This is a genomic window from Mesorhizobium sp. Root695, assembly GCF_001428185.1.
GTDB lineage: Bacteria > Pseudomonadota > Alphaproteobacteria > Rhizobiales > Rhizobiaceae > Mesorhizobium.
The window spans coordinates 582,303-609,279 of the sequence record NZ_LMHO01000023.1; the positions used below are offsets into that span (position 1 = coordinate 582,303).

Annotated in this window: 27 protein-coding genes and 1 pseudogene; 10 read left to right on the forward strand and 18 right to left on the reverse strand. The window is 64.2% G+C overall.

Annotation, left to right across the window (positions count from 1 at the left end; all coding sequences use genetic code 11):
- Positions 1-157: 157 nt before the first annotated feature.
- Positions 158-649: pseudogene (locus ASD99_RS32630) on the forward strand (YqhA family protein).
- Positions 650-744: 95 nt separating this feature from the next.
- Here ASD99_RS32630 and ASD99_RS21880 read toward each other — a convergent pair.
- From ASD99_RS21880 to ASD99_RS21890, 3 genes are all read right to left on the reverse strand, one after another.
- Positions 745-1,611: an SDR family oxidoreductase gene (locus ASD99_RS21880; protein WP_056595283.1), complete on the reverse strand. Its 867-nt coding sequence runs from the start codon at positions 1,609-1,611 to the stop codon at positions 745-747.
- A 110-nt stretch (positions 1,612-1,721) separates the two neighbouring features.
- Entirely contained in the window at positions 1,722-2,351 is a 630-nt protein-coding gene (locus tag ASD99_RS34375) for a helix-turn-helix transcriptional regulator (protein ID WP_057144845.1), read from the reverse strand.
- A gap of 8 nt (positions 2,352-2,359) precedes the next feature.
- Positions 2,360-3,232: a S1C family serine protease gene (locus ASD99_RS21890; protein ID WP_057144846.1), complete on the reverse strand. Its 873-nt coding sequence runs from the start codon at positions 3,230-3,232 to the stop codon at positions 2,360-2,362.
- Between the two features lie 167 nt (positions 3,233-3,399).
- Here ASD99_RS21890 and ASD99_RS21895 point away from each other — a divergent pair, with 167 nt between their 5' ends.
- Positions 3,400-4,365, forward strand: coding sequence for a S1C family serine protease (locus ASD99_RS21895; RefSeq protein WP_056595288.1), 966 nt, complete (start codon positions 3,400-3,402; stop codon positions 4,363-4,365).
- 9 nt (positions 4,366-4,374) lie between these two features.
- Here the strand turns inward: ASD99_RS21895 and ASD99_RS21900 are convergent, their stop codons facing one another.
- Positions 4,375-4,800 carry a VOC family protein gene (locus ASD99_RS21900; protein ID WP_057144931.1) on the reverse strand — a complete coding sequence of 142 codons (426 nt, stop codon included), beginning with the start codon at positions 4,798-4,800 and terminating at the stop codon, positions 4,375-4,377.
- Positions 4,801-4,866: 66 nt separating this feature from the next.
- Between ASD99_RS21900 and ASD99_RS21905 the strand changes: the two genes are divergently transcribed.
- Entirely contained in the window at positions 4,867-5,493 is a 627-nt protein-coding gene (locus tag ASD99_RS21905) for a TetR/AcrR family transcriptional regulator (protein WP_057144847.1), read from the forward strand.
- On the opposite strand, the gene ASD99_RS21910 is transcribed toward ASD99_RS21905, so the two are convergent.
- Positions 5,426-6,382 carry a LysR family transcriptional regulator gene (locus ASD99_RS21910; protein ID WP_056595294.1) on the reverse strand — a complete coding sequence of 319 codons (957 nt, stop codon included), beginning with the start codon at positions 6,380-6,382 and terminating at the stop codon, positions 5,426-5,428. The two genes, ASD99_RS21905 and ASD99_RS21910, sit on opposite strands and share 68 nt — an antisense overlap.
- A 109-nt stretch (positions 6,383-6,491) precedes the next feature.
- Here ASD99_RS21910 and ASD99_RS21915 point away from each other — a divergent pair, with 109 nt between their 5' ends.
- The gene (locus tag ASD99_RS21915) at positions 6,492-7,127 is read left to right on the forward strand and encodes an FMN-dependent NADH-azoreductase (protein WP_057144848.1); all 636 of its coding nucleotides are present in this window, start codon (positions 6,492-6,494) and stop codon (positions 7,125-7,127) included.
- 55 nt (positions 7,128-7,182) lie between these two features.
- Here ASD99_RS21915 and ASD99_RS21920 read toward each other — a convergent pair whose 3' ends face one another.
- Together ASD99_RS21920 and ASD99_RS21925 are read right to left on the reverse strand one after the other, a co-directional pair.
- On the reverse strand, positions 7,183-7,482 hold the full coding sequence (locus ASD99_RS21920) for an AzlD family protein (protein ID WP_056595304.1): 300 nt from the start codon (positions 7,480-7,482) through the stop codon (positions 7,183-7,185).
- Positions 7,479-8,213, reverse strand: a complete 735-nt coding sequence (locus tag ASD99_RS21925) for an AzlC family ABC transporter permease (RefSeq protein WP_057144932.1) — start codon at positions 8,211-8,213, stop codon at positions 7,479-7,481. Before ASD99_RS21925 ends, ASD99_RS21920 begins: the two co-directional genes overlap by 4 nt.
- A 170-nt stretch (positions 8,214-8,383) precedes the next feature.
- Between ASD99_RS21925 and ASD99_RS21930 the strand changes: the two genes are divergently transcribed.
- Both ASD99_RS21930 and ASD99_RS21935 read left to right on the forward strand, forming a co-directional pair.
- The gene (locus tag ASD99_RS21930; RefSeq protein ID WP_013530158.1) at positions 8,384-8,842 is read left to right on the forward strand and encodes an Lrp/AsnC family transcriptional regulator; all 459 of its coding nucleotides are present in this window, start codon (positions 8,384-8,386) and stop codon (positions 8,840-8,842) included.
- Positions 8,843-9,030: 188 nt separating this feature from the next.
- Positions 9,031-10,233 carry an MFS transporter gene (locus tag ASD99_RS21935; RefSeq protein WP_057144849.1) on the forward strand — a complete coding sequence of 401 codons (1,203 nt, stop codon included), beginning with the start codon at positions 9,031-9,033 and terminating at the stop codon, positions 10,231-10,233.
- A 133-nt stretch (positions 10,234-10,366) separates the two neighbouring features.
- Here ASD99_RS21935 and ASD99_RS21940 read toward each other — a convergent pair whose 3' ends face one another.
- From ASD99_RS21940 to ASD99_RS21970, 7 genes are all read right to left on the reverse strand, one after another.
- On the reverse strand, positions 10,367-10,807 hold the full coding sequence (locus ASD99_RS21940; protein WP_056595310.1) for a hypothetical protein: 441 nt from the start codon (positions 10,805-10,807) through the stop codon (positions 10,367-10,369).
- 135 nt (positions 10,808-10,942) lie between these two features.
- A complete protein-coding gene (greA, locus tag ASD99_RS21945) occupies positions 10,943-11,425 on the reverse strand; it encodes a transcription elongation factor GreA (protein ID WP_056595311.1) in 483 nt (160 codons plus the stop codon).
- A 105-nt stretch (positions 11,426-11,530) separates the two neighbouring features.
- Positions 11,531-11,830 (reverse strand): HlyU family transcriptional regulator, encoded by a 300-nt coding sequence (locus tag ASD99_RS21950; RefSeq protein WP_056595313.1) that lies wholly within the window; start codon positions 11,828-11,830, stop codon positions 11,531-11,533.
- 112 nt (positions 11,831-11,942) lie between these two features.
- Positions 11,943-12,620 (reverse strand): PadR family transcriptional regulator, encoded by a 678-nt coding sequence (locus ASD99_RS21955; RefSeq protein WP_056595315.1) that lies wholly within the window; start codon positions 12,618-12,620, stop codon positions 11,943-11,945.
- A 156-nt stretch (positions 12,621-12,776) separates the two neighbouring features.
- Positions 12,777-13,145: a thiol-disulfide oxidoreductase DCC family protein gene (locus tag ASD99_RS21960; protein ID WP_056595317.1), complete on the reverse strand. Its 369-nt coding sequence runs from the start codon at positions 13,143-13,145 to the stop codon at positions 12,777-12,779.
- Positions 13,146-14,210 carry a DMT family transporter gene (locus ASD99_RS21965; RefSeq protein WP_057144850.1) on the reverse strand — a complete coding sequence of 355 codons (1,065 nt, stop codon included), beginning with the start codon at positions 14,208-14,210 and terminating at the stop codon, positions 13,146-13,148.
- Positions 14,211-14,275: 65 nt separating this feature from the next.
- Complete coding sequence (locus ASD99_RS21970) at positions 14,276-14,569, reverse strand: GYD domain-containing protein (RefSeq protein ID WP_056595319.1); 294 nt, start codon at positions 14,567-14,569, stop codon at positions 14,276-14,278.
- A 268-nt stretch (positions 14,570-14,837) separates the two neighbouring features.
- On the opposite strand from ASD99_RS21970, the gene ASD99_RS21975 reads away from it, so the two are divergent.
- Complete coding sequence (locus ASD99_RS21975) at positions 14,838-15,893, forward strand: TauD/TfdA family dioxygenase (RefSeq protein WP_056595320.1); 1,056 nt, start codon at positions 14,838-14,840, stop codon at positions 15,891-15,893.
- A 76-nt stretch (positions 15,894-15,969) separates the two neighbouring features.
- On the opposite strand, the gene rpoD is transcribed toward ASD99_RS21975, so the two are convergent.
- The 3 genes from rpoD to ASD99_RS21990 form a co-directional block, all read right to left on the reverse strand.
- Entirely contained in the window at positions 15,970-17,991 is a 2,022-nt protein-coding gene (gene rpoD, locus ASD99_RS21980; protein WP_056595322.1) for an RNA polymerase sigma factor RpoD, read from the reverse strand.
- Positions 17,992-18,560: 569 nt separating this feature from the next.
- Positions 18,561-20,507 carry a DNA primase gene (gene dnaG / locus ASD99_RS21985; protein ID WP_057144851.1) on the reverse strand — a complete coding sequence of 649 codons (1,947 nt, stop codon included), beginning with the start codon at positions 20,505-20,507 and terminating at the stop codon, positions 18,561-18,563.
- Between the two features lie 141 nt (positions 20,508-20,648).
- Entirely contained in the window at positions 20,649-21,017 is a 369-nt protein-coding gene (locus ASD99_RS21990) for an RcnB family protein (protein WP_057144933.1), read from the reverse strand.
- A gap of 350 nt (positions 21,018-21,367) precedes the next feature.
- Here ASD99_RS21990 and ASD99_RS21995 point away from each other — a divergent pair, with 350 nt between their 5' ends.
- The 3 genes from ASD99_RS21995 (at position 21,368) to ASD99_RS22005 (ending at position 24,698) form a co-directional block, all read left to right on the forward strand.
- Positions 21,368-23,032, forward strand: coding sequence for a Na/Pi cotransporter family protein (locus ASD99_RS21995; protein WP_057144852.1), 1,665 nt, complete (start codon positions 21,368-21,370; stop codon positions 23,030-23,032).
- A 106-nt stretch (positions 23,033-23,138) separates the two neighbouring features.
- The gene (locus tag ASD99_RS22000; RefSeq protein ID WP_056595331.1) at positions 23,139-23,348 is read left to right on the forward strand and encodes a DUF2061 domain-containing protein; all 210 of its coding nucleotides are present in this window, start codon (positions 23,139-23,141) and stop codon (positions 23,346-23,348) included.
- Between the two features lie 165 nt (positions 23,349-23,513).
- Positions 23,514-24,698 carry an MFS transporter gene (locus tag ASD99_RS22005; RefSeq protein ID WP_056595956.1) on the forward strand — a complete coding sequence of 395 codons (1,185 nt, stop codon included), beginning with the start codon at positions 23,514-23,516 and terminating at the stop codon, positions 24,696-24,698.
- 17 nt (positions 24,699-24,715) lie between these two features.
- On the opposite strand, the gene ASD99_RS22010 is transcribed toward ASD99_RS22005, so the two are convergent.
- Positions 24,716-26,974: a heavy metal translocating P-type ATPase gene (locus ASD99_RS22010; protein WP_057144934.1), complete on the reverse strand. Its 2,259-nt coding sequence runs from the start codon at positions 26,972-26,974 to the stop codon at positions 24,716-24,718.
- Positions 26,975-26,977 lie beyond the last annotated feature (3 nt).

Consider the following 26,977-nt stretch of genomic DNA (forward strand, 5'->3'; position numbering starts at 1 on the left):
GGCGTTCCCTGCCCCGTCCCGACTCCAGCGGGACGCATTGAGCCCCGCCGGACCCTCCTCCGGCGGGGTTTTTTGCTTTGCGAACTTTGTCTTGCAAACCGAGGCGACCTGACCGAATACGACTTGCTGCCGGTAAAGAACCGAGCGGAACCACTTCATGAAGCGTCTCGAACTCGCCATCGAAGCGATCATCCTCGCCTCGCGCTGGCTGCTCGTCGTGTTCTACCTGGGGGCTGGGGCGTGGCGCTGGCCATCTATGCGTTGTCCTTCGGCAAGAAGCTCTACGAGTTCGTCACCGTGGCCTTCACGCTCGGCGACACCGACACCATTGCCGCACTGGTCGCCTCGCTGGCCGTGATGGTCATTATCTTGGGATACGAGAACTTCGTCAGCCGCTTCGACGACCAGGACGGCGGCGTGCACCGGCTGGGCACCATCGATGTCGGTTCGCTGAAGGTCAAAGTCGCCTCGACCATCGTCGCCATCTCGTCCATCCGCTGCTGCAGGTGTTCTTGAACTCGTCGTCTTACACCACCGACCAGTTGATGTGGCTGACCATCATCCACCTCGCGTTTGTCGTTTCGGCGCTCATGCTGCCTATATCGACCGGTTGATGGGCCTGAGCAAAGGCAAGAAGGACGAGGCGTAAGGCAACTCCCTTCTCCCGTCACTATATGGGGAGGTAAGAAGCGGTCCGCGCAGCGGGCTTTTCGAGCGACGAACGCCGGCAGGGCGTGATGTCCGTCAGTAGATGCTTTTGACCTTCGTGCCCGAATTGGCAAACACCTCGTCCGGGACAAAAAAATCGCCGGCCAAAGGCCCGGTCGCATCAGGCGCATAGACCGAGAAATCGCTGACGCCCTCGGCGCGCAGCACCTCCTCGTCGATGTAGAAATTGCCTGATGCCTCGCGCGCCGGCCGCATGAAAATGGCATGCGCTGCATCGGCCATGATGTCGGGCAAACGGCTCATCGCCGCCACCGTCGCGCCGCCGAGCAGATTGCGCACCGCCGCCGTATCGATGGTCGAAATCGGCCACAGCGAATTGACCGCAATGCCGTCCTTGGCGAACTCGGCGCTCATGCCCAGCGTGCACATCGACATGCCGAACTTGGCCATCGTGTAGGCGACGTGGTTCTTGAACCATTTGGCCTTCATGTCGAGCGGCGGGGCCAGATTCAGGATGTGAGCATTTTGCGCCAACTTCAGGTGCGGAATGCACATTTTGGACACCAGGAAAGTGCCCCGCGCATTGATCTGGTGCATCAGATCGTAGCGCTTCATGTCGGTCTCCAGCGTGCCGGTGAGCTGGATGGCGCTGGCATTGTTGACGCAGATGTCGATGCCACCGAATCTTTCGACCGTCTTTGCGACCGCCTCGGCAACCTGTGCCTCCTCACGGATGTCGCAAAGCACAGGCAGCGCCTTGCCGCCGGCCTGCTCGATCTCTTCAGCCGCCGTATAGATCGTGCCCGGCAACTTTGGATGCGGCTCGGCGGTCTTGGCCGCGATCGTCACATTGGCGCCGTCGCGTGCCGCACGCAGCGCGATCGCCAGCCCGATGCCGCGCGACCCGCCGGAGATGAACAGCGTCTTTCCCTTGAGCGACATTTCCTTGCGCCTCCGTTGCAACACAGCAGGCGCGAACCTTTGCGCGGCAGGCGACCACAGCGCAAGACCCGACACGCTGGACACCGAGTTACGCTGCGTAGGGCTTATGACTAGACCAGCACCAGCCCCTGCCGCATCGCAATGGCAATCGCGTCGGTCCGGTTGGCGGCACCGAGCTTGATCAGGATCGCTGCGACGTGGAACTTCGCCGTGTGCACGGAGATGTTGAGCCGCCGCGCGATCACCTTGTTGGGCGCACCCTCGGCCAGCAGCGCCAGCACTTCCGCCTCGCGCGGCGACAGCGAAGGCCGGACGGCATGTTCGTCGGAGGCTTCGTCCTCGAAAGGCTCGCCATCGCCGGCGTGGAAATGCTCATGGCGCCCGCTTCTGCCATCGCCCGATACGCGATAGCCGGCCGCAACCAGCCGCGCCGCCGCGGCGATCAACAAATCGTCCGCGACCGCTTGCATGACGGCCAACACCTCACCGGCGGGCCGCTCGCCATTGGCGCGTCCCGACAACAGCACCCGTGGAATGGCGGCCGGCACGGCATCACCGCTGCTGTCGTCGACGATGGCGACGTCGGCTCTGCCGGCCACGACCGGCAACAGGTCATCGCTGGCTGCAAGCGAGGTCGCCAGGCGCTCGGCGCGCCCCGCATCGCCAAGTGCAATCAGCACCACCAGCGGCCGCGAGGCGGCGCCGTCACGCATGATCCGGTCGCTGGTGAGCGTGTCCATCGACCCCCTCAGCTTAGCGGCTTTTCGCCGATGGTCAGCGCGACATCGCGCTGTTCGCCGCCGCGCACCACGCCGAGCGTCACCAAAGCGCCGGCGCTGTCGGGTCCGAGCCTGCGGATCAGGTCGCGCGGGCCCTGCACGGCCTCGCCGTTCCACGCCACGATGATGTCGCCGAGCGAGAGACCGGCGGCCTTGGCCGGACCATCGTCATCGAGGCTCATCACCATCGCGCCCCGCGCGTGGCGGTCGCGCACCGGATGCAGGCCGGCGCCGAGATAGCCGCGCGCGACATGGCCTTTCTCACGCAGGGTCGCCACCGCCCGCTCGATCGTCTCGTAAGGCATGACCAGCGCCCTGTGGCGCGGTCCGAACAACAGCATGCCGATCAGCGCGCCCTTGGCATCGAGCACCGGACCGCCCTCGAAACGGCCGCCGGCGCCGACCGCAAGATTGATGCGCCGGTCGATGGTGCCGCCGCGCATCGAGCGCCAGGCCGGACCGACTTCGCCGACCGAACCTGAGACGGCCAAAGCGGAACCATCACTGTTGCCGATGGCAATGGCGAGATTGCCGGGCCGTACCGCATCGGCCTTGGCCAACGGCGCGGCGCTGACGGCCCCCGCCGGCTTCAGCAGGGCAACGCCTGTCGACGGATCGCGGCCGACCAGTTCGGCCTTCACCGTCTCGCCCGAGGCCAGCACCAGCTCGATCTCCTCTCCGGCCTCGACGGCCTCCTCGGCGGTGACGAAATAGCCGTCACGCCAGTGGAAGGCGCTTGCCGTGCGGTGATGATGCGTGGCGAAACTCGCCGTTGCCGGCGCCGCCTTGGCGGCGAGATCGGCGATGGCTTGCGAAAACGCACTCAGATTGAAATCACTCATATTGGTCTCCTGGGTTCATCCATGCCCCAGATATCGCTCGACAGCGCGCTTGGAGGTACTCGCCTGACGGCTAGTTGCCGGTTTGACTGGCCATCTGGTCAGGTCGCGGCGGTTCTGGCCGCTCCGCACATATAGTCACGATCAAGCCTGAACACACGGAGCCCGCTATGGCCCTCGCCGCCGCCAAATTCCACAGCGATGACACACTGGCCGACGACACGTTGCTCGATGCCTATTCGACGACGGTTGCCGACGCGGTCGACCGCATCGGTCCTGCCGTCTGCCGCATCGAGCGCGTCGGCGGTCAGGGCGGCCATGGCTCCGGCTTCGTCATCGCGCCGGACGGGCTGGTCGTCACCAATTTCCATGTCGTCGGCGACGCCAGGACAGTGCGCGTCTCGATGCCGGACGGGTCGTCCAGCGAAGGCCGCGTGCTGGGCCGCGACCCCGACACCGACATCGCGCTGGTGCGCGCCGATGGCAGCTTTGCCGATGTCGCACCGCTGGGCGATTCCAAGCGGCTGCGGCGCGGCCAGATCGCCATTGCCATCGGCAACCCCCTGGGCTTCGAATGGACCGTCACCTCCGGCGTCGTCTCGGCGCTGGGCCGCTCGATGCGCGCCTCTACCGGCCGGCTGATCGACGACGTCATCCAGACCGATGCGGCATTGAACCCCGGCAATTCCGGTGGACCGCTGGTGTCGTCGGCCGGCGAGGTCATCGGCGTCAACACCGCCATGATCCATGGCGCGCAAGGCATCGCCTTCGCGGTCGCCTCCAACACCGCCAATTTCGTCATTTCGGAGATCATCCGCTTCGGCCGCGTGCGCCGCGCTTTCATCGGCATCTCGGCCGACACCACCAATTTGCCGCGCCGGGCAGCACTCCTGTCGCAAGTGTCGACCAGCACGGCGGTGCGACTGCGCAGCGTCGAGAAGGATGGCCCGGCGGCCAAGGCGGGCCTCAAGGAGGGCGACATCATCGCCGCCATCGACGGGCGCCCGGTCACCGGCGTCGACGACCTCGTGCGCCTGCTCGATGCCGAACGCATCGGCCGCGAGACGCTGTGCACCGTGGTGCGCCGCACCGGCGTCAGCCAGGTGACGGTGACGCCGGTGGCAAGGGCCAGTTGAGGCTGGCGCTCAGGCTCCCGCCGCCCCCTCCGCATACTGCGCCAGAAACGCCTCGCTCGGCGGGATCGGCTTGATCACGTCGATCAGCACCCCGTTGGGGTCTTTGGTGATGAAATGGCGCTGGCCGAAGGGTTCGTCGCGTAGAGAGCGCAGGATCGGCAGGCCGGCGGCGACGACCCGCTCATAGACCGCGTCCGGGTCGCGAACCTCAAAATTGATCAGCAGGCCCGCGGTGCGGCCCCGCCCCTCTTCCGGAATGGTCTCATGGTCGCCCTGGACGATGCCGAGATTGACTCTTCTGGTCTCCACCGATTGCAGATGCACGTACCAGTCGCTTTCGAACAGCGGCTGGAAGCGGAAATGCTTCACATAGAACGCCGCCGTGCCGGCGACGTCGCCGGTCATCAACACCGGATAATAGCTCGTGGTCTTCATCTTTCCTTCTCCCATCAACCAACATACAGTCTGCATGTAGATTGAATTAACATACAGGCTGCATGTATGCAAAAGGATTCCGCGCGCCGTTCCAACCGCGACCGCACCGAAGCGACGCGCGCCGACCTGATTGCCGCGGCGCGAAAGCTGTTCACCGAAAAATCCTATGCCGAGACCGGAACGCCGGAGATCGTTGCCGCGGCCGGCGTGACGCGCGGCGCGCTCTACCATCATTTTGCCGACAAGCAGGCGCTGTTCGCCGCCGTGGTCGAGCAGGAGGCGGCAGAGGTCGCCGAGGAGATCGAGCGCGCCTCGCCGCCATCGCTGTTTGCCCGCGACGCACTGATTGCCGGTTCGGACGCCTATCTCGCCGCCATGCGCGCGCCCGGCCGCACGCGGCTGTTGCTGCTCGACGGTCCGGCCGTGCTTGGCCGCGCCGCCATGGACGCGATCGACAACCGCCACGGCAACCGCTCGCTGCGCGAGGGTCTGGTCGCGGCAATGCGGGCGCAGACGATGACGAGGTTGCCGGCGGAGGCGCTGACCGCGCTGCTCGCCTCCGCCTTCGACCGCGCCGCCCTGGCCATCGAGGCCGGCGCCTCAGCGCAGGATTATCGCGCCGTGCTCATGGCGCTGATCGATGGGCTGTCTCCGGCTCATCCTCAGGCACCTCGCCCGGTTCGAACTCGTTGAAGCAGCCGAGCTGGCGCTTGAACTGGTCGATCAGCCAGGCAGCCGCCGGCTTCGGGCTGCGATCGTTGCGGTGCATGGCAAACAAGGGCGAACTCACCTCCCTGAAGGATTCGAGGTCGAGTTCCACCAGCCGGCCGCTCGCCAGATCGTCGGCAATCAGCCAGCGCGGCAGCCCGCCCCAGCCCAATCCCTCACGCATCAGCGTATGCTTGGTGCGCAGGTCCGTCAGCCGCCAGGTGCGGTAGGCAAAGACGCCAAAGTCGCGCCCCTTGGTACGCTCCGACTGGTCGGTGACGACAAGCTGCGTGTGTTCGCGCGCATCCTCGATCGCCACCGGCTTCGGCAGCCGCGCCAGCGGGTGTGCGGGGGCGGCAGCCAGCACGATCGACATGAAGCCGATACGCACGAGATGCACGTCGACCTCGCCCAGCAGGCCGCCAATGCCGAGGTCTGCCTGCCCGCTGACGACATGATCGGGGATCAGTCCGAGCGAGCCGATGTGCAGGCGCAGCATCACGGTGGGAAACTGCGCCTCGAATGCCTTCAGCACCCGCACCAGCACCGGCGAGGGCAGCGCTGCATCAACCGACAGCGCCACTTCGGCCTCCAACCCCTGATGGTGGCCATCGACGCGCGAGCGGATACGCTGCAGCACGCCGACCATGCGGCGCGCATCCTCCAGCATCGCCCGGCCGATCTCCGTCAGTTGCGGCTCGCGCGTGCCCTCGCGCTCGAACAGTTTCAGCCCGAGCTGCGCCTCGAGATTGGCGATGCCGTAGCTGATGACGGATTGCGCCCGGTTGAGCTTGCGACCGGCTGCCGAGAAACTCCCGGCTTCGGCGACCGTCACAAAGATCTGAAGTTGGTCCAGCGTCGGGTTGGGCTGCATTGCAGTATCTATTTTGTTGATGGATCGTATAGAAAATATACCAGTTTATCGAATGGGTCGATAGCCCCATATGTGGCGGGACAATTCAATTCCACTGGAGAGACCCGCTATGTCCATTCTTCTCGTCACCTCGAGCCCGCGCGGTGCTGCCTCGCACTCGACCCGCATCGCTACCGAATTCGCCGAGAAGCTGCTTGCCGCTGACCCGTCAAACACGCTTGTCGTACGCGACCTCGTTGCCAACCCGCTGCCGCATATCGACGCCGACTATTCGACTGGCATCTACACGCCGGCCGAAGCCCGCACCCCGCGCCAGGCTGAAGTCGTCGGCGTTTCCGATGTCGTGCTGGACGAGTTGTTCGTCGCCGACACGGTGATCCTCGCCACCGGCTTCATCAACTTCAACATCTCCTCGACGCTGAAGTCGTGGGTCGATCACATCGCCCGTTCCGGCAAGAGCTTTGCCTATGGCGAGAACGGCCCCAAGGGCCTCGTCACCGGCAAGAAGGTCTATATCGTGCTGGCTTCCGGCGGCATCTATTCGGAAGGCGCTGCCGTGCAGTTCGATCACGCCATTCCCTACCTGCGCGGCGTGCTCGGCTTCCTCGGCATGACCGATGTCGACGTCATCCGCATCGAAGGCGTCGGCATGGGCCCTGACGCGGTGACGGAAGCGCTCGCCAAGGCGACCGCCAAGGTCGATGCCGTGGTCGCGGCCAGCCGGGACGTCGCTGCGGCGGCGTAAAGCGCTGATCGTCATCCGCATCGAAAGGCGGGCGTTCGCGCCTGCCTTTTTCGTTCTAGCCGATGACATGCCTCAGCAGGCCAGCAGCGCCGACGCCGATCAGCACCGTCGGCAGCATGGAAAGCCGTGTCGCGGCGACAAGGGTGATGGCCAGCGCCAAAAGATCCGCCGGATTCCGCGACACGAAGGCCGGCGCGATGACCGAGATCAGCACGCATCCGGGCGCCGCCTCCATCACCGCCGTGGCACGCGCGCTGAGCGTGCGGTTGCGCAGCACGACGTAGCCGCCAATCCGCGTGAGATAGGTAACGCCGGCCATCAGCAAGATGGTGAGAAGGGTCGCTGCGTCTATCATGCATGACCCGCCATCAGCCAGGCCGCGACCAGCCCCGATACAGCACCGGCGGCGACATACCAGGCGCCCGGGACGAAGAGATAGACCATTGCCGCGACGACGAGGCTGACCAGCCAGGGCCGCGCCGCGGCCATGCTCGTCCACATACCGCGCATCAACACCAGGAAGACGGCCGGGAACGCCATGTCGAAACCATAGGTCTCGACATGGCCAAGCATGGGGCCGAGCAGGGCACCCAGCGTGGTGAAGGCCACCCAGGTGAGATACATCGCCAGTGCCGCACCCATATAGTAGCGCGGGCTGAAGGCCAGTGTGATGCCGGCGGCGGCGCGCTGTTTGGCATCGGCCAAGCCCAGCGCCCAGCTTTCGTCACACATAAAGAAAAGCGCCGGAAACACCTTGCGCCTCGGCAGATCGCGCAGGAACGGCGCCAGTGCCGCTCCCATCAGCAGATGACGGCTGTTGACCAGGAAGGTGATGGCGACGATGAGCACGATGTGCGGCGGCGACGTCCACAACTGGATCGCGGCGAATTCCGAGCCGCCGGCGAAGTTCAGCCCTGTCATCATGGACAATTCGACCGTGCTCATGCCCACCTGCGTGGCCTGGGCGCCGAGCACCAGCGCATAGGGGATGGTGCCGAACAGCACCGGCGCGCAGGACGCCACGCCACGGCGGAACTCGGATCCCGAGCCATCGCCCGCCGCCTCGACTGCCTGTGAAATGCTCATGGTCATCCATCGGCTGGCCTCGCGGCCGCCGCTTCCCTGCGTTTGAAATCAACTGATGTCGCTGGCAAAGATACCGATATCGGCTCGCAATTTGGTTGCAAAGATTGTTGTGTTTCACCAAATTTTAGCATTGAATGTCACAAATTGCCGAATAGATGGAATTCCAAGCCATGAAGCTGGATGAGATCGACAAGCGGATCCTGCGGGCGCTGCAACGCGACGGCCGCATGGCCAACAATGATCTGGCCAATGAAGTCGGGCTGTCGCCCTCGCCTTGCCTGCGGCGCGTGAAGCTGCTGGAGGAGGCTGGTGTCATCGACCGCTACGTCGCCGTGCTCAACCCGGCCAGCATCGGCAAGGGCCTGACCTTCTTCACCCGCATCTGGCTGAAGACGCAGGATGAGGACACGATCGAGCATTTCGCCACCGAAGTGGCCAAGCTGCCTCAGGTGATGGAGTGCTACCTGATGCTCGGCGATTGCGACGCCATGGTGCGCGTGGTCGCCGCCGGCATCGACGACTACCGTCGCTTCCAGTCGGAGCATCTCAGCCGCATCAAGGGCGTGCAGAACGTCAAGACCGACGTTCCCAGCCAGACGATCAAATACACCTCGGAACTGCCGATCTAACGCATGTCGCCCAAAAGTGCGAAGCGGTTTTGGGATAACGACATGCGTCCAAAAAGACCATGTCACCGAAAACGGCGCCATTTCAGGACTGGATAAAAAATGCAACCGGATTGTAGGATCGGCCTCGGTGCCAGCGTCCTCCGGACGCAAGCAGCGCGCAGCGCTGCCCTCTGGCATGGGAGATTTGAATGAGCCTTTCCTATCGTTGGGTCATCGTCGCCGCTGGCGCGCTGATGTCCTGTGTCGCCATCGGAACGATGTTTTCGCTGGCGATCTTCCTCGAACCGATGGCGATCGACACAAACTGGTCGCGCGCCGGCATTTCCAGCGCCATGACGCTGAATTTCCTGGTAATGGGCCTTGGCGGCTTTACCTGGGGCGCCATTTCGGACCGTTTTGGCGCCCGCATCGTCGTCACGATCGGTGCTGTGCTGCTCGGGTTGGCGTTGGTGCTGGCCAGCCGCGCCGGTTCGCTGCTGAACTTCCAGATCACCTATGGCGTGCTGGTCGGCCTCGCCGCCAGCGCCTTCTTCGCGCCGATGATCGCGCTGACCACCGGCTGGTTCGACACCAACCGCAGCCTAGCCGTCTCGCTGGTCTCGGCCGGCATGGGCGTGGCGCCGATGACGATCTCGCCCTTCGCCCGGTGGCTGATCTCGGCCTATGACTGGCGCACCGCCATGTTCGACATCGGCATCACCGCATGGGTGCTGCTGTTGCCGGCTGTGCTGCTGGTGCGCCAGCCGCCAAAGCCCGCTACAGCGGATGCGGCCTCGGCGTCGGCCGCCGAAGGCACCGGCCTGACGGTCGGCCAGGCGCTGCGCTCACCGCAATTCATCGTGCTGGGACTGACGTTCTTTGCCTGCTGCGCGGCGCATTCCGGGCCGATCTTCCATATGGTCAGCTATGCCATGCTGTGCGGCGTCGCGCCCATGGCGGCGGTCTCGATCTACAGCGTCGAGGGCCTGGCTGGTCTCGGCGGCCGGCTTTTCTACGGCGTGCTGGCCGACAGGGTGGGCGTCAAGCCGGTGCTGATCGCGGGCCTGGCGATCCAGGCGATCGTCATTGCCGCCTATCTCTCGATCAGCCGGCTCGAACAGTTCTACATGCTGGCAGTCATCTTCGGCGCCACCTATGGCGGCGTCATGCCACTCTATGCGGTGCTGGCGCGCGAATATTTCGGGCAACGCATCCTGGGCACCGTGTTCGGCGCCGCCACCATGCTGTCGAGCCTCGGCATGGCGCTGGGACCGCTGGCCGGCGGCATGGTGTTCGATGCCTACGCCAACTACCACTGGCTGTTCATCGGCTCGGCCCTCATCGGCCTCGGCGCGGTTGGCATCGCGATTGCGTTCCCGCCGCTACCGCGCCGGGAGTTGCAGGCGGCGTAGAGGGTAAACAGGGGTGGTGATTGAAGGAACGAAGGTCGGTTGATCCAAAGCCGACCTTCCACGATGCGAACGGCAGCAATGTCGGGGGCCTTTCAGGCCGGCTGCCAGCCCATTCAGGGACTGACGAACCCCTTTACTTCACAGTGATGGCCATACCGCTGAGATCGGCGTTGACTTGCAGGCCTACCTGCTTGCCTGTGAGTTCGAGCTGGGCGCCCTTGTCATTGGTCATGACGATCACCTGGGCCCCTTTGCCGAGCGCGCCGCCACCGCCCGCCGCCCCGTAGACCCCCGTGACATCCCGGGCGCGCCTGATGTGGCGCACGGTCCCGTGGAAATAGGTCTTGGAGACTCCGAAGGCGAGGCCGCCCGAGACGGCGCCGACCGAGATGGGATAGCTGCGACCATGGAAGGTCAGCGTGCCTTCGCCGCCGGAGCCACCGATGAAGAATGCCGCCTTGTAGACGGCGAAGCGGATCGTGCCGCTGTCGGCATGCGCGGCGCTGGCGACACTGACGGCCCCGGCGGCGATGGCGGCAACCGCGAGTGAACGAAGTCCGGACGAAATCATCATGATGAGAACTCCTCAAGCTGGCCACTTGCCCAACGGCTGGGCTCGTCAGCGTGGTATCAAAGCTACAACTGAACAGTCTCGCCCGTCATTGGTTCCAGGCACTCGCCCCGGTCGTGCACCATACCCGATGTCCAACTAGGAAATGGACAGGATCTCAAGTTCGCGCTGCCCCAGCTGGACAAAGTCGCCAACGGTTTTGCCGGTCAGCGCGATGGCAACCGGCGAACCATGCGATATGGAAGCTTGAGACGGGTTGGCCTCATCCTCACCGACGATGCGGAAGGTCTGCGTGCGGCCATCATCACGCTTGAAGGTAACGCTGTGCCCGAAGGCGATCACTTCATTGGACGTGGGCACCGACATGAGCTGGGCCGTACGGACGCGCTCGGCATAATAGCGCATATCCCGAACCGGAACCGCTGACTGCCGTCTCCTCTCGTTGACATCTTCCAGCACGTTGGCGGCCTCGAGAGCCTGCTGAGCGCGAGCCAATTCCTCCTGCAGCATCTTGAGGCCCGCCTCCGTGACGAGGTTGATCCGATCGGAGATAGGGCGAGCCGGCAGGATGGTTTCCGATGCCGCCTCGGCGCTTTCCTCCTTGGCAAATGCTACGCTCAATTGGTCGAGACCCTCTGCTTGCGGCCCACTGCCCTCATTCGAGAAACTGGCGGCGCAAATGACCGCGGCGCAAGGACGACGGTCGTCGCCTCGGCCAGCACCACCCTACCCGAAAATCCGCTCGCCCTGCTCGTCGACCAGTTGGATGCCCTTCTTGATTGAGATGTCGACGGCGTCGTCAAGTCCGGCGAAGCGGTCAGCGCGGATGAATTTGTGTTCCTTCACCACGCCGTCGATCTCCTTGGAGACGACGCCGCAGGTCTGGTACTGGCCGTCGGTCTTGTAGGGCGTGGCGCTGATCAGGAACCCCTTGTGCTCGATCTGCTTGGCCGGCGCCGTGCTCTTCGGCTCACCCGCCTCGGCTCCGCCGCCACCACCACCGAAAAGGCGCTTCAGAAAAGACATCGGGCTTCCTCCAACAGCATTCATCCCGCACCATGTAACGTGGCGCGGGATGAATTTCACTATCGGTCCTTGGGCGGGCGGGCAAGAGCTACGCCGGCCGTGGCGGAAGAGCTTACTTGTGCGACAGCGCTTCCAGCGCCTCGGCGGCGGCTTCGAGGATGGCGATCGCCTCGGCCTGCTTGTCAGCCGGGGCATCGACGAAGTCGCCGAGAGCCGCTCGCAGCCGATGGCGGGCAGCGCGGAATTCGTCACGCGCTTCCGAACGATCCCCACGGCCGCCGCGACGAGCGCCCTCTTCGCGCTCGTCGTTCCAGCCGAACCAGTCGCGCGCCTTGGCCATCTTGCGGCCGAAGCGCTCGAGATGCTCGAGCACGCCGTCGATCATCTCGCGATTGTCGGCAAGATGCGCCTGGCCCGCCTCGGTGATCGAGAACACCTTCTTGTTGCCGTCCGCGGCGGAGGCGGCATAGCCGGCTTCTTCCAGGAAGGTCAGTGTCGGATAGACCACGCCCGGGCTCGGGCTGTAGATGCCGCTGGTGCGCTCTTCCAGCGCCTTGATGATGTCGTAGCCGTGACGCGGCGCCTCGGCCAGCAGCGACAGCGTGATCAGCTTGAGGTCACCGTCGGCCAGCATGCGCCCGGCGCGGAACATGTCTCCCGGGCCGCCGCGGCCACCACCACGACCACCATGGCCGAACGGGCCGGACCCGCCGCCGCGTCCACCGAATTTGCCGGCCATGTGCATGAACCTGCGCTCGCCGAAATGATTGTGCCCGAATTGATTGTGCATTGATTGCTCCTTGAGTTGTATCTTACGATATATCTTAATTAGCGGCGTCAAGCGGCTGAGTCAAGATATATCTTACGATGTATCTGAATGCGACGCCAGGGGATCGGCTACGATCCGGGCCTTGTCGCTACAGGCGATGGAGCTGGGTAAATTCGGCTACCAGCGACCCTTGCGCCGGTTCCAGGCATAGAGCAGGTCGGCGAAACGATCATAGGCAAAGCGTGTCAGCGGCAAGGCAACCGGATTGCCGAACAAAGTCGCAAGCCAGCCCTCGCCGGGCGTGACCTTCCACACGGCGATGGCAACGTCGGCGCCGACCAGCAGCCCGCCCGCCGCGTCGGTGGCGTGCAGCCGGCGGCGGATGTCGTCAAGCGACGCGCCATGTCCGGCAAGCGCTGCCGGTTCAAAATTGATGTCACGGAACTCGATCCGCCCAACCTTGACCGCTTCGATCAACCGCCGCTTCTGCCTGATAATGCCGGCATCGCAAACCGGGCAGCGCGCGTTGTACCAGACGGTCAGCATCTATCCGTGGCCATGCCGATGGTGCAGGTCGGGATAATGCGGATGCCGGTGGCGCATCGGCGCATGCCGGTGCCAGTGCGAATGCGGTTCGCTCACCGGCCCGTCATGCCGGTGCTGGTGATGCTCGTCATGCACATGGCTGTGCTCGTGCTCCAGTTCCTCGTGCTCGTGCTCGTGCTCATGGCGTTCCGACAGATGCAGCCACAGGCCGGCGCCCATCAGCAGCCCGGCGACCGCCAGCTTGAGCGTGACGGCGTCACCCAATATGGCGATTGCCAGCAACGCGCCGATAAAGGGGGCGAGCGAGTAATAGGCGCCTGTCCGTGCGGTGCCGAGATGACGCAACGCCACGATGAACATCACCAGGCTGACACCTATGCCGAAGAAGCCGACGGCCGCGATGACTGCCACGACCGGCGCCGAAGGGAACCAAGCCCCGCCGGCAAGCGCCAGCCCGACATTGACGACACCCGCGACCAGCCCCTTGAGCATGGCGATCACCACCGGGTCGGTGGCCGAGATCCTGCGCGTGAAATTGTTGTCGATCCCCCAGGCCACACAAGCCCCAGCCACCAGCAGGGCGCCACGGTTGAAGGCGATGCCCTCGCCTTGCCACGACAGAAGAACGGCGCCCGCCAGAATGGCAAACGCGCCCAGAAGCAGACGCCGGTCGACATTCTCGCGATAGACGAGCCAGGCGATCGCCATCGTCGCCAGCCCTTCCAGATTGAGCAGCAGCGCCGAACTGGACGCCGTGTTGAGGGTCAAGCCGAACATCAGCAGCACCGGCGCGATAACGCCTCCCATGCCGATTGCCAGCGCCAGCCAGGGAAAATCCCCGGCGGTCAGTTGCGCTTCCCCGGCTGCAGCCTGCCTGCCCCGGAGCAGGCGGTACAGAGCGAGGCCGAGACCAGCACCGAGATAGAGCAGCCCGGCCAGCATGAAGGGATTGACGCCCTCGAGCAGCGTCTTGCTGAGCGGCGGCGTCGCCCCGAACAAGACGGCCGAGCCAAGCGCGAGCGGCACGCCGGGCCACAGATGTGAATGGGAATGCGGTTCGGACATGGCTACATCCTAGCGCACGTTACCCAAAAATGGCGACGCGCTTTACGCGCTGTTTCGTCACGGCTCTATCCGAGCGAGGCGATGATCTCGCGGTAGGCGAATTCGGGAAAGGCCTTCAGCGTCCGCGTCCTGATATTCCCGGCCGCCGCCAGCATCAGCGAGAAACGCGCCAGCACCGCGTCGTCGGGCGCTTCGACCACCGCCACCATGTCGTATTCGCCCATGGTCAGGTAGAACGCCTTGAACGATCCGCCCATGTCTCCCAGCTGCTTCCTGGCGGCGTCGAGCCGCTTCGGTGAATCGCGCACATTTCTGGCGCCCTGCTCCGTCCAGTTCATCAGCACGATGTAGCTTGTCATGGCACACCTCCCTCCGGGGCCACGGAGCACGGCGGCTTCGCCGGGGCGGGCATCCGGGTTGTCGCCCAGAAAATGCATCCGACGCGAAATTATCCTCCCACGGCGAATATCGTGCAAGGACTATCGCACCGGCCCCCGATCACCGGATGAAGGCGAGCTTGACCAAGCGCCACGCAGGCCGAGAAAAGCCGGTTCAAAAACCCGCCCGATTGCGGCAATCTCAGGCGCGGTCAATGTCCGTGACCGGATCCAGCCGCGGGAGAGCTTCATGCGCCAGACCAACGAGCTACCGCCAGGAAAGATCGAAAGTCCTGCCGCATGGACCGGCGAGGACATGGCGAAGCATCCCCGAAACTGGCTGGTCGAATTGGACCCGCGGGACGTCGCGGAGTTGGAACTGGCGGCAACCGACTTTCTCGCCCGGTCGCAGGATATCGGCAATTTGACCAAGGCTGATTTCCCCTTGCCCAAGCTTGCCGGCCATCTTGCCGCCCTTCGCGAAAAACTCATCGCAGGCATCGGCTTCGAGGTGCTTCGCGGTCTCCCGGTCGAGCGATACTCCGCGCAAATGGCGGCAACGATCTTCTGCGGGGTCGGCGCGCATCTGGGAAGCGCACGGTCCCAGAATGCCCAGGGTCATATCCTCGGCCATGTCCGCGATATAGGCGCCAACGCCAAGGACGCCACGACACGCATCTACCAGACGTCGGAGCGCCAGACATTTCACACCGACTCCGCCGATGTGGTCGGTCTGCTCTGCCTAAGGGATGCCATGCAAGGCGGCGAGTCCCTGCTTGTCAGCACGGTGACGATCTACAACGAGATGCGCAAAAGACGGCCCGATCTGGTCCGCCTGCTGTTTGATCCGATTGCCACCGACCGGCGCGGCGAGATACCCGAAGGAGAAAAGCCCTACTTCGAAATCCCGGTCCTCAACTGGCATGCGGGATTGCTGACCGGCATCTATCAGCGCCAGTACATCGACAGCGCGCAGCGCTTCCCGGATGCCATGCGGCTGAGCGCGGCGCATGTCGAAGCTCTGGATCTCTTCGACAGCCTTGCCAATGACCCGAAATTAAACCTGTCGATGCGGCTTCGGCCCGGCGACATGCAGTTCGTCTACAATCATTCGCTGCTGCACGACCGCATGGGCTTTCGCGATTGGCCGGATCCGGACAAGCGGCGCCATATGCTGCGCCTATGGCTGTCGGTCCCCGGCGACCGTCCGCTGCCTGAATGCTTCAGGCAACGTTATGGCTCGATCGAGATCGGCGACCGGGGCGGCATCATCGTCAAGGGCGCGAAGCTGAACGTGCCTTTGTAGAGCAATTCTATGAACCACTTGAAACGAAAAAGGGCGCCTCGATGGGCGCCCTTGATCTCTTTGCAATCGGTAAGTGTCAGCTATCCAGGAAGCTGCGCAGCTTGCGCGAGCGGCTCGGGTGCTTGAGCTTGCGCAGCGCCTTGGCTTCAATCTGGCGGATACGCTCGCGGGTGACCGAGAACTGCTGGCCGACCTCTTCCAGCGTATGGTCGGTGTTCATGCCGATGCCGAAGCGCATTCTGAGCACGCGCTCCTCGCGCGGCGTCAGCGAGGCCAGCACGCGCGTGGTGGTTTCGCGCAGATTGGCCTGAATCGCCGCGTCGATCGGCAGGATCGCCATCTTGTCCTCGATGAAATCGCCCAGATGCGAATCCTCCTCGTCGCCGACCGGCGTTTCGAGTGAGATCGGCTCCTTGGCGATCTTCAGCACCTTGCGCACTTTTTCGAGTGGCATGGCGAGCTTTTCGGCCAGTTCTTCCGGCGTCGGCTCGCGGCCGATCTCGTGCAGCATCTGGCGCGAGGTACGCACGATCTTGTTGATCGTCTCGATCATGTGCACCGGAATGCGGATGGTGCGCGCCTGGTCGGCGATCGAACGCGTGATCGCCTGCCGGATCCACCACGTCGCGTAGGTCGAGAACTTGTAGCCGCGGCGGTATTCGAATTTGTCGACCGCCTTCATCAGGCCGATATTGCCTTCCTGGATCAGGTCGAGGAACTGCAGGCCGCGATTGGTGTATTTCTTGGCGATGGAGATGACGAGGCGCAGATTGGCCTCGACCATTTCCTTCTTGGCGATCGCCGCTTCGCGCTCGCCCTTCTGCACCTGGTTGACGATCTTGCGGAATTCCAGGATCGAGATCGCCGTTTCGGTGGCGAGGTTCTGGATCTCGGCGCGCAGGTCGCGGATCGCGTCCTTCTCGTTCTTGGTGAATTCCTTCCAGCCGCGCGAGGTCAGATTGCCGATCGAGCGCGTCCAGTTCGGGTCAAGCTCCGAACCCTGATATTCCTTGAGGAACTCCTCGCGGCGCACGCCGTAGCTTTCGGCGAGCCTGAGCAGCTTGCCCTCGTTCTGCACCAGGCGCTTGTTGATGTCGTAGAGCTGCTCGACCAGCGCCTCGATGCGCGCCGTGTTGAGCGACAGCGACTTCACCGCCTTGATCAGTTGGTCCTTCAGCTCCTTCAGCCGGCGATCCTGGCTGGGCGACAGCGTGCCGGCCGCGGCCAGTCGGTTCTCGACCTGCTGGTCCTGCAGCTTGCGCAGCTTCTTGTAGGTGTCGGCGATGACGTCGAGCGTCTCCATCACCTGCGGACGGAGTTCCGCTTCCATCGCCGCCAGCGACAGGCTGGCTTCGTCCTCGTCTTCCTCATCGTCATCGACCAGCCCGCGCGTATCGGCGCCGACATTGGTGATGTCTTCTTCCTCGTCGCGCGAGCGGCGCGGCTTGTCCTCGACCTTGGCTTCCTCGATGCGCTCGACCACCGGCGCCTGCTTGGCCTCGGGGCCGGCATAGGTGGCTTCGAGATCGATGATCTCGCGCAGCAGGATCTTGGATTCGTTGAGCTCGTCGCGCCAGATGATGATGGCCTGGAAGGTCAGCGGGCTTTCGCACAGGCCGGCGATCATCGTCTCGCGGCCAGCCTCGATGCGCTTGGCGATGGCGATTTCGCCCTCGCGCGACAGAAGCTCGACCGAGCCCATCTCGCGCAGATACATGCGCACCGGATCGTCGGTGCGGTCGGTCGGTTCTTTCTTGGTGGTGGTTGCAGCAACGGCGGTACCGGTCTGCTCGGCCAGCTCGTTGGCATCTTCCTCGGCATCAGCCGCGGTGTCGGCGGCCTCGGGCTCCTCGCCCTGCTCGTCGTCCTCGACCACGTTGATGCCCATGTCGGACAGCATTGCCATCGTGTCTTCGATCTGCTCGGAGGTCACTTCCTCGGAGGGCAGCACCGAATTCAGCTCGTCCATGGTGACATAGCCGCGCTTCTTGGCGGCCTTGATCATCTTCTTGACAGCATCATCGGAAAGGTCGAGCAGAGGGCCATCGGTGGCGCCTTCGCGTTCGGTTTCGACCTCTTCCTTTTCCTTTGTCGCCATAGTCTTTATCTTCTCCTCGCGGCCGAACTTCGAAGCCGCGTAAGCTGTCGGACCAGTCAAATCGGATGCGCTCTTATGAAACGCGCTTCACCGGGCCAGTAACTGCATCAACTCGTCGTTAGGTGTATGTCGTTGCCCCAAAATCGGTTTCCCCTTTTGGGCGACATGCATTAAGTCCAGATTAACCCTGATATCTGTGGCAGGCACGCAGCCTGTCCAGTGACCACTACCTCACATCGGTTATTTCCCGCCGACGCGGGTTCGGGTTAACGTTTCGAATCGTCCTGATTCCGCCAATCTGCCAGAAGGTCAAGCGCCTCTCGCATGATTCGCATGAAAAAAGCGAATCAATTACCTGACTTAGCCCGCCACGCGCCATTTCGATGCGCAACAACGCTTCTCACTTTCACTCTCGTGCCTGAGCCCGTTCCGCCCCGATGGGTCGGAATAAGCCCTGTCTCTCTCTTGGTGGAAGCATGATCCTTTCCCACTTTCCGGGATCACGCGCTCATTTTCGGTAGGAGCATGATCTTGTCCGAGAACCGGTTCCCACTTTCCGGGATCACGCTCTAAGCTCGCCCAGCCCTGCCCGACGACACGCCGAATCCTTCGATCAGCGCTTCCGTCGCCTGTACATCCTGAAATTGCGCCTGAATTTCGATCAGGTGCCGGTAGTTTTCGTCTGTGGGATCGGTGGCGAGCGCCGCTTCCGCCTGTTTCAGTTCCTTATGTAAGGTGCGCGCGCTGCGCTGCAAGTGCAGCGCCTGGCTGAAAGCGTCGCGGGCATCTTCAAGGGCGGCAGTCTCGAGCGCCGGCCATTGCCGCATTCGCCGGATCAGGCCGACGGCCCGCTCCCAGATCTCGGCGCAGCCGGCGCGTTCGACCGTCGCGATAACGGCCTGACGGTCATTGGCCATGTCATGCGCCATCGCGTCGAGGATCGCCGCATGCAGCCGCCTCAGATCGGAGTTGGCGAGATCGAGAAACTCGATATGAGCGAAATTCTCGTCGATCAGCGCGGGATGATTAATCAACGCGACGATGATCGTCGCCTCGCGCACCGACATCCCCTCGCCGCCGCGTTTGACCAAAGCCGACTGGCCCAGGCTTTCAGTGATTGCGATGCGGCCGCCACCACTCTTGGCGAACTGTCCGCCGGGTGCGGCGGCCTTGCCCTGGCCGCGCTCGCCTGGCCGGCCGCCATCTTGACGCCCTTGGCGCGCACTGCGCTGCGAGCCGAAGAAGCTCAACACGCGCTCGCGCATCTCCTGTTGATAATGGTAGCGCAGGCTTTCGTCGCGGATGCGGCTGGTCAGCTCGCGCAGTGTCTTTTCGAGTTCGGCCCGCCGCTCCGGCGTGTCGAAGACCCCGCCCGCCGTCTCGCGCATCCACAAGAGGTCGACCAATGGCCGTGCGTCGGCCAGCACCGCCCGGAACGCGTCCGATCCTTCGGCCTTGACGAGGTCGTCGGGATCCTTGCCTTCCGGCAGCAGCGCAAAGCGCGCCGAGCGCCCGGCCTGCACCGACGGCAGCGCCATGTCGGCGGCGCGCCACGCCGCCTTCAGCCCGGCCTTGTCGCCGTCGAAACACAACATCGGCTCCGGCGCCATGCGCCACAACAGCTCGAGCTGGTTCTCGGTGAGCGCGGTGCCGAGTGGCGCCACGACATTCTCGAAGCCCGCCTGTGCCAGTGCGATCACGTCCATATAACCTTCGACGGCGATGACGGTGCCGCCCTTGGCGAGAGCCTTGCGGGCGCGGGCGAAATTATAGAGCACATTGCCCTTGTGGAAGAGCTCGGTGTCGGGCGAGTTCATGTATTTGGCCAGCGCATCCGGCTGCAGCGCGCGGCCGCCAAAGGCGATGATCTTGCCTCTGGAATCCGGAATCGGAAACATGATGCGGTCGCGGAACCAGTCATAGGAAACCGGGATGTCGTCGCCGTGGCGCACCAGTCCGCAGGCCTCGATATCGGCCTTCGGCACACCCCTGGCGGCGAGATGCTCCTTGAGCGCATTGCGGCTGTCGGGCGCGAAGCCGAGCCGGAACGATTGCTGCGTCGCCGGCGTCAGCCCGCGATCGCGCAGATAGGCGCGGGCTTTGGCGCCTTCCGGTCCTTGCAGCCGTTCCTGGAAGAAGCTGGTCGCCATCTCCATGACATCGGTCAGGCTGGCGCGTTCCTTTTCGCGCCGCTCCTCCTGCGCATCGCGAACCGGCATCGGCACGCCGGCCATGTCGGCGATCTTTTCGACCGCTTCGGGAAAGCTCATCCCGTCGAGTTCGGTGAGGAACTTGAAATGATCGCCCGAGACCGAACAGCCGAAACAATGGTAGCGACCCTTCTTGTCCTCGCAGTGGAAGGACGGGCTCTTCTCGCCATGGAACGGGCAACAGGCCCAATAGTCGCCGCGCGGCGCGTTGGTCTTCTTCCGGTCCCATGCGACGCGCTGGCCGACAACCGATGAAATCGGCACGCGGTCGCGGATCTCGTTGAGGAAGGCGGGTGGAAAGCGCATCGGGGAACTCGTTTCCCCACCATATAATCATGCCTGCGAAGTCCGACGACCCCTAATGCGGGCCATACCCGGTTTCCACAGGGCAAAAAGAAAGGCGGCCGTTGCGGGCCGCCTCCCCTTCAATGTCCGGCAAGGTGTCGGTTACTGCGCGGCAAGCGCGCCGAAGATGACGCCGGAGAGGACACCGACCAGCACATAGTCGTTGCCGACGCGGATCCATTCCTGGCCACGTCCGGGACGATGCAGGCCGTAGCGGCCATAGTCGCGGATCGGCCGGTGCTGCCTCCAGCCGGAATATTTCTGGCCGTTGCGCCAATGGCTGCGCTTCACGACGACCGTCTTCTTCACGACACGCTTCCTGACGTCGACATGCTTGCCGGGCTTCTGCCAGTCGACCTGACTGGTGTTCGACTGCGGAGCGACCGGTGCATTCAGCGGTGCGGACTGGCCGGTGAGCGACGTGGCGGCGAGCATCGAGAAAGCGAGGGCGGAAAGGACAATGCGTTTCATGAGACAGTCTCCTTGGTTGTCGATGCCCAAGCAGTACTGGCCCACCGATGAACCGAAACTGAACATCCGCATTACAATTGTGTAATGAATTCCGTCTTTTAATCGAAGGAGTTGAACATCGTCGCAAAGGTAGGAGCGAGCGGCGCGGCAATGCGATTTGCGCGTCCATCCATTTTCCGACACCGCCTGTCGCGCGGCAACGGCCCATCGAAATCGACAAAATTTTATTATCCGGCTAAAATATTCAAGCTAATATCGACCAACACCATGATCATGATTCGTAACCCCGCTTCTCATCCAGCTCGCCCCGCCAAACAGGGCGCGCGCCCTGTTTTCATGCAGGCGGCGACATGAGCGGGTCCGTCGTCCTTCTGCATCTGGCCGGCGCCGTGGCGCTGATGCTGTTTGCCACCCGCATGGTGAAAACCGGCGTCGAGCGCGCCTATGGCGACGTGCTGCGCCACCGTTTGCGCGCCACCATGCGCAATCCGATCATGGCGGTGCTGGCCGGCACCGGCCTCGCCATCGCCCTGCAGAGCTCCACCGCCGTCACGTTGCTGGTCGGCTCCTTCGCCGGGTCCGGCATCGTCTCGGGCGCCGCCGGCCAGCTTGCCGTGCGCGGCGCCGAGATCGGCTCGGCGCTGGTGGTCAAGCTGCTGACCTTCGATCTCACCCTGCTGGTGCCGCTCTGCCTGATCACCGGCACGGTCATGTTCATGGCCACCGAGCGGCGCGACTGGCGCCAGTCCGGCCGCATCCTGGTCGGCATCGGCCTTTTGATCCTGTCGCTGGAAATGATCGGCCAGGCATCGGAGCCGCTGCGCAACAGCCAACTCATGCCGGTCATCATCAATTACTTTTCCACCGATTCCATCACCGCCTACCTGCTGGCGGCGCTGATCACCTGGCTGTTCCAGTCGAGCATCGCGGCGGTGCTCTTGATGGCGACGCTGGCCGGCCGTGGCCTGATCACGCCCGAACTCGGCGTCGTTCTCATCCTTGGTGTCAATCTCGGCTCATCGATCATCGCGCCGATGCTGACCCGCTCGTCAAGCCCCGAAGTGCGAGTCGTGCCGATCGGCAACCTCCTGATGCGCGGTCTTGGCTCGCTGGTCATGCTGATCCTGGTCATGATTTTCAGGCCCCACTTCGCCTTTCTCGGCTCGACGGCGGCGGATCAGATCGTCAATGCCCACATCCTGTTCAATGTGCTGATCCTGCTCGCCGGCCTGCCGCTGGCCGGCTTAGTCTATCGCGCCTCGGAGAAGATCGTCGCACTGGGCGCCAAGCCGGCGCTGGCCAGCACACTCGACGTCGTCGAACTGTCCGCGCTCAACGAGAGCGCGCTCGACGTGCCGAGCCAGGCGCTGGCCAACGCCACCCGCGAGGTGGTGCGGGTCTGCGAGACCGTCGAGATCATGCTCAAGCGCATCATCGAGCTCTACGAGAGCGCCGACGCCGACAAGATCAAGGCTCTGGCCGCACTCGACGACCGCGTCGACAGGAAGCATGCCGCGATCAAGCTCTATCTGGCCAAGCTTACCAGAAACCCGCTGACCGAGGACGAAGCGCTGCGCTGCCAGGAGCTGATCGGCGCCTGTGTCAAGCTGGAGCAGGTCGGCGACATCATCGTGCGCAACATGCTGGTGCATGTGAAGAAGAAGTTCGAGCGCGGACTGGAATTCACCGACGAGGGCTGGAGTGAATTGTTCGCCTTCCACAGCTCGGTACTGGCCAATGCCCGGCTCGCCTTCAACGTGCTGGTGTCGCGCGATCCCGAGACTGCCCGCCAGCTGGTGCTGGAAAAGGACCAGTTGCGCGACCGCGAGAAGGAAACCAGCGCCAGCCATTTCGTGCGGCTGCGCGACGGCACGGCCAAGAGCGTCGAGACCAGCTCGATCCATCTCGACACCATCCGCGACCTGAAACAGATCAACTCGCTGCTGGCCTCGATGGCCTATCCGGTGCTGGAAGAGCGCGGCCTGCTCACCGGGTCGCGGCTGAAGGCGAGCTGATCACGACACCGTCAAGCACCGCCATCGTTTCGGCGGCAAAATACCTTTGCTCTGTTTCCCCCAGTCGGGATAAGGGTCCATTGGCCCAGCCTTTCGGAGGAAATCGATGGACACCCATTCGCGCAGTTTCGCCAAGGCGCTCTCCTGGCGTGTGACCGGCACCATCGACACGATAATCATTTCACTCGTCATAACTGGAAGCATCAAGCTCGCCGCGACCATCGGCCTGACCGAGGTCGTCACCAAATCGCTGCTCTATTATCTCCACGAACGGGCATGGCTCAAGATTCCCTACGGGCGCAAGACCACAGCTTAGCGGCCTCGGCGCAAGACCGAGCCAGCGCGCCTCACCCGACCGTCGCGCGAGCAGATGACCATCGAGAACCCGATCAAGAAAAGCAAAAGCGGCGCCAACAATTTCTGGATTGCCCGCAAAGCCCATCCGTGGTTTGAGGCGCTTTGCTCAGGATCGCTTCCCGCCATGTCGCTTCCGCTCATCGCCCTGTTCATCGCTGCCTTTGCCTTCGGCACCACCGAATTCGTCATCGCTGGCGTACTGCCACAAGTGGCGCAAGGTCTTGACGTTTCGGTTCCCTCCGCCGGTTATCTCGTCTCCGGCTACGCCTGCGGCATCGCCATCGGCGGTCCGCTGCTGGCGCTCGCCACCAAGTCGCTGTCGCGCAAGACCTTGCTGCTCGGTCTCGCCATCGCCTTCACCATTGGCCAGGCGGCCTGCGCGCTGGCGCCCGACTTCACCTCGATGCTTTTGTTGCGCATTGCCGTTGCGGTCGCGCACGGCGCCTATTTCGGCGTCGCCATGGTCGTCGCCGTCGGTCTTGTGCGCGAGGACCAGCGCGGCATGGCGGTTGCCGTCATCCTGTCCGGCCTCACCGTCTCCAACGTCATCGGCGTACCCGCCGGCACCGCGATCGGCAATATCTGGGGCTGGCGCGCGACCTTCTGGGTGATGTGCGCGCTCGGCGTGGCGGCAACGCTTGCCATGGCAGCCCTTTTGCCGCGCACGACCGGATCGTCGGCCAGGCCAGCCGGTTTCGCCCGCGAGGTTCGCGTGCTGGCCCGCCAGCAGGTCTGGACCTCGCTGATCCTGATGCTGATGCTGATGATCGGCCAGTTCGGCCTGTTCACCTATATCACGCCGACACTGCTTGAGGTCACCGGGCTCGACGAGAACCTGGTGCCGTGGGTGTTGCTGCTCAACGGCGTCGGCGCAACGCTCGGCGTCTTCCTCGGCGGTAAGCTCTCCGACTGGAAGCTGATGCCGTCACTGATCACCATGCTGGCGCTGCAGGCGGTGACGCTTGGCGTGATCTATGCCGTTAGCCCCTATCCCTTGCCTATGATTGCCGCGATCGTCATCTGGGGCGGTCTCAACTTCGCTATTGGAACACCGATCCAGACCCGCATCCTTGCCTGGACGGCGGACGCCTCGAACCTCGCTTCGTCGCTCATTCCGTCCGGCTTCAATGTCGGCATCGCGCTGGCCGCGTCGCTAGGCGCCGCCATGCTGAATAGCGGCTATGGCTACCGCAGCCTGCCGCTGCTCGGCGCCATCGCCATGCTTGTCGCCGTGGCGGTGGCGCTCGCCTCCTATGTCTGGGAGGGGCGCAGTAACGCCGCGCCGCCGCAGACGACCCCAGCGGAGTAGCTACGAAGCTGAGGCCCTCACCCGCGCCAGCGCAGCAGGCGCATGGCGTTGGCGGTGACCAGCACGGTGGCGCCGGTGTCTGCCAGGATCGCCGGCCACAGGCCGGTGATGCCGGCAATGGTGGTGACCAGGAACACCGCCTTCAGCCCGAGCGCCACGCTGATGTTCTGACCAATATTGGCCATCACCGCCCGCGACAGTTTTACCATGCGCGCGACATCCATGACGCGGCCGTGCAGGATCGCCGCGTCGGCGGTTTCCAGCGCCACATCGGTGCCGCCACCCATTGCGATGCCGATGTCGGCGGCGGCCAGCGCCGGCGCGTCGTTGATGCCGTCGCCGACCTTGGCGACCTTCAGCCCCTCGCGCTGTAATTCGCCGACGATGCGCTGCTTGTCCTGCGGCAACAGCTCCGCCCGCGCCTCGATGCCGAGCGACGCAGCGATGGCTTCTGCCGTGCGGCGGTTGTCGCCGGTCAGCATCACCGCGCGGATGCCCTCTGCCTTCAGCGCCGCGATCCCGGCAGCCGCATCCGGCCGCGGCTCGTCGCGCATGGCGATCAGCCCGGCCACCACGCCATCGGCAACAAGTACCGACACCGTCTTGCCTTGGCCGTTGAGGCTGTCGACGGCAAGGCGCTGCGCTTCGGTCATCACGGCGCGTTCGCCCGCCTCCTGGCCGGAGCCGAGGAAGACCGCAACGCCGCCGACGCTGCCCTCGACACCCTTGCCGGAAATCGCCTTGGCCGCCAGGGCCGGCGGCACCGGCGCTTTGTCGGCCTTGGCCCGGCCCAGGATCGCCATGGCCAACGGATGGCTGGAGCCCTGCTCCAGCGCTGCCGCCAGCGCCAGCACGGTGCGTTCATCCCTTCCATACGCCACAATGTCGGTGACGACAGGCTTGCCCGCCGTCAGCGTGCCGGTCTTGTCGAAGGCCACCGCCGTGATCCGGCGAAACCCTTCCAGCACGGCACCACCTTTCATCAACAGACCACGCCGCGCGCCGGTCGCCAGCCCTGCGGCGATCGCCGCAGGCGTCGAGATGACCAGGGCGCAGGGGCAGCCGATCAGCAGGATCGCCAGGCCCTTGTAGATCCATCCGTTCCAGTCGCCACCAATGAGCAGCGGCGGCAGCAGCGCCACCAGCGCGCCGACCGCCAGCACGGCCGGCGTGTGATAACGCGAGAAGCGATCGATAAAACGCTCTGTCGGCGCCTTGGCCTCCTGCGCCTCCTCCACCAGCCGCACGACGCGGGCGATGGTGTTGTCGGAAGCGGCCGCAGTCACCCGTATCTTGAGCACGCCGTCGGTGCTGATCGTGCCGGCGAAGACGGCTTCCGCGATCCCCTTGCGCTTCGGTGTGCTCTCGCCGGTCACCGGCGCCTCGTCGATGTCACCAGCCCCTTCAACGATCTCGCCATCGGCGGGGATGCGGTCGCCCGGCCGCACCACGATGACATCGCCGACCGCAAGGTCTTCGGCGGGAACCTCTGATGTGCCGCCTGCCCGCTCGACCAGTGCTGTCTTCGGCACCAGATCGGCAAGTCCCTGGATGCTCGCCCGCGCGCGGCCGGCGGCAACACGTTCCAGAAGTTCGCCGACCAGGAACAGCATCACCACGGCGGCGGCTTCTTCCGTGGCGCCGATCATCACAGCGCCTATCGCCGCGATGGTCATCAGCATCTCGATCGAAAACGGCGTGCCGGCCAATGCCGCCATCAGCGCGCGCCGCGCGATCGGCAGCAGACCGACCAGCAAAGCGGCCAGGAACACCCAGCGCTCGGCCACTGAGACCAGATGGCCGATGCCGTAGGCGGCAACAAGCGCCGCCGCGCAAGCCAATGTCAGCGCTGCCCGGCGGGAGCGCCACCACGCCTGCCCCGGCTCCGCATCGCCGTGGAGATGGGTGGAACCATTGATCTTGGCAGTCTGTTCGCCGGCATCGTGGCCCGCATGATTGTGGCGTTCGTGATTGTGACCTTCGTGGTCATGGTGGTCGTGATCGGCATGCGCCTTGTCCGACACCGGCGCGACGCGTCCCTCTGCCTTGACGATGCCGTAGCCGAGCCGTGCCACCTGCTGCAGCACCTTGCCATCGTTGAGCGAACCGCCATGGCTGACCGTCATGCTGGCGCCGGTCACCGAAACCGAGACATCGGCGACGCCGTCGAGCCGGCGCACCGCCGTATCGATCTTAGCCGCGCAGGAGGCGCAGTCCATGCCGCCGATCTTGAACCGTGTCTGCCCGATTGTTTGCTGCTTGAGGGGCGCGGTCATCAC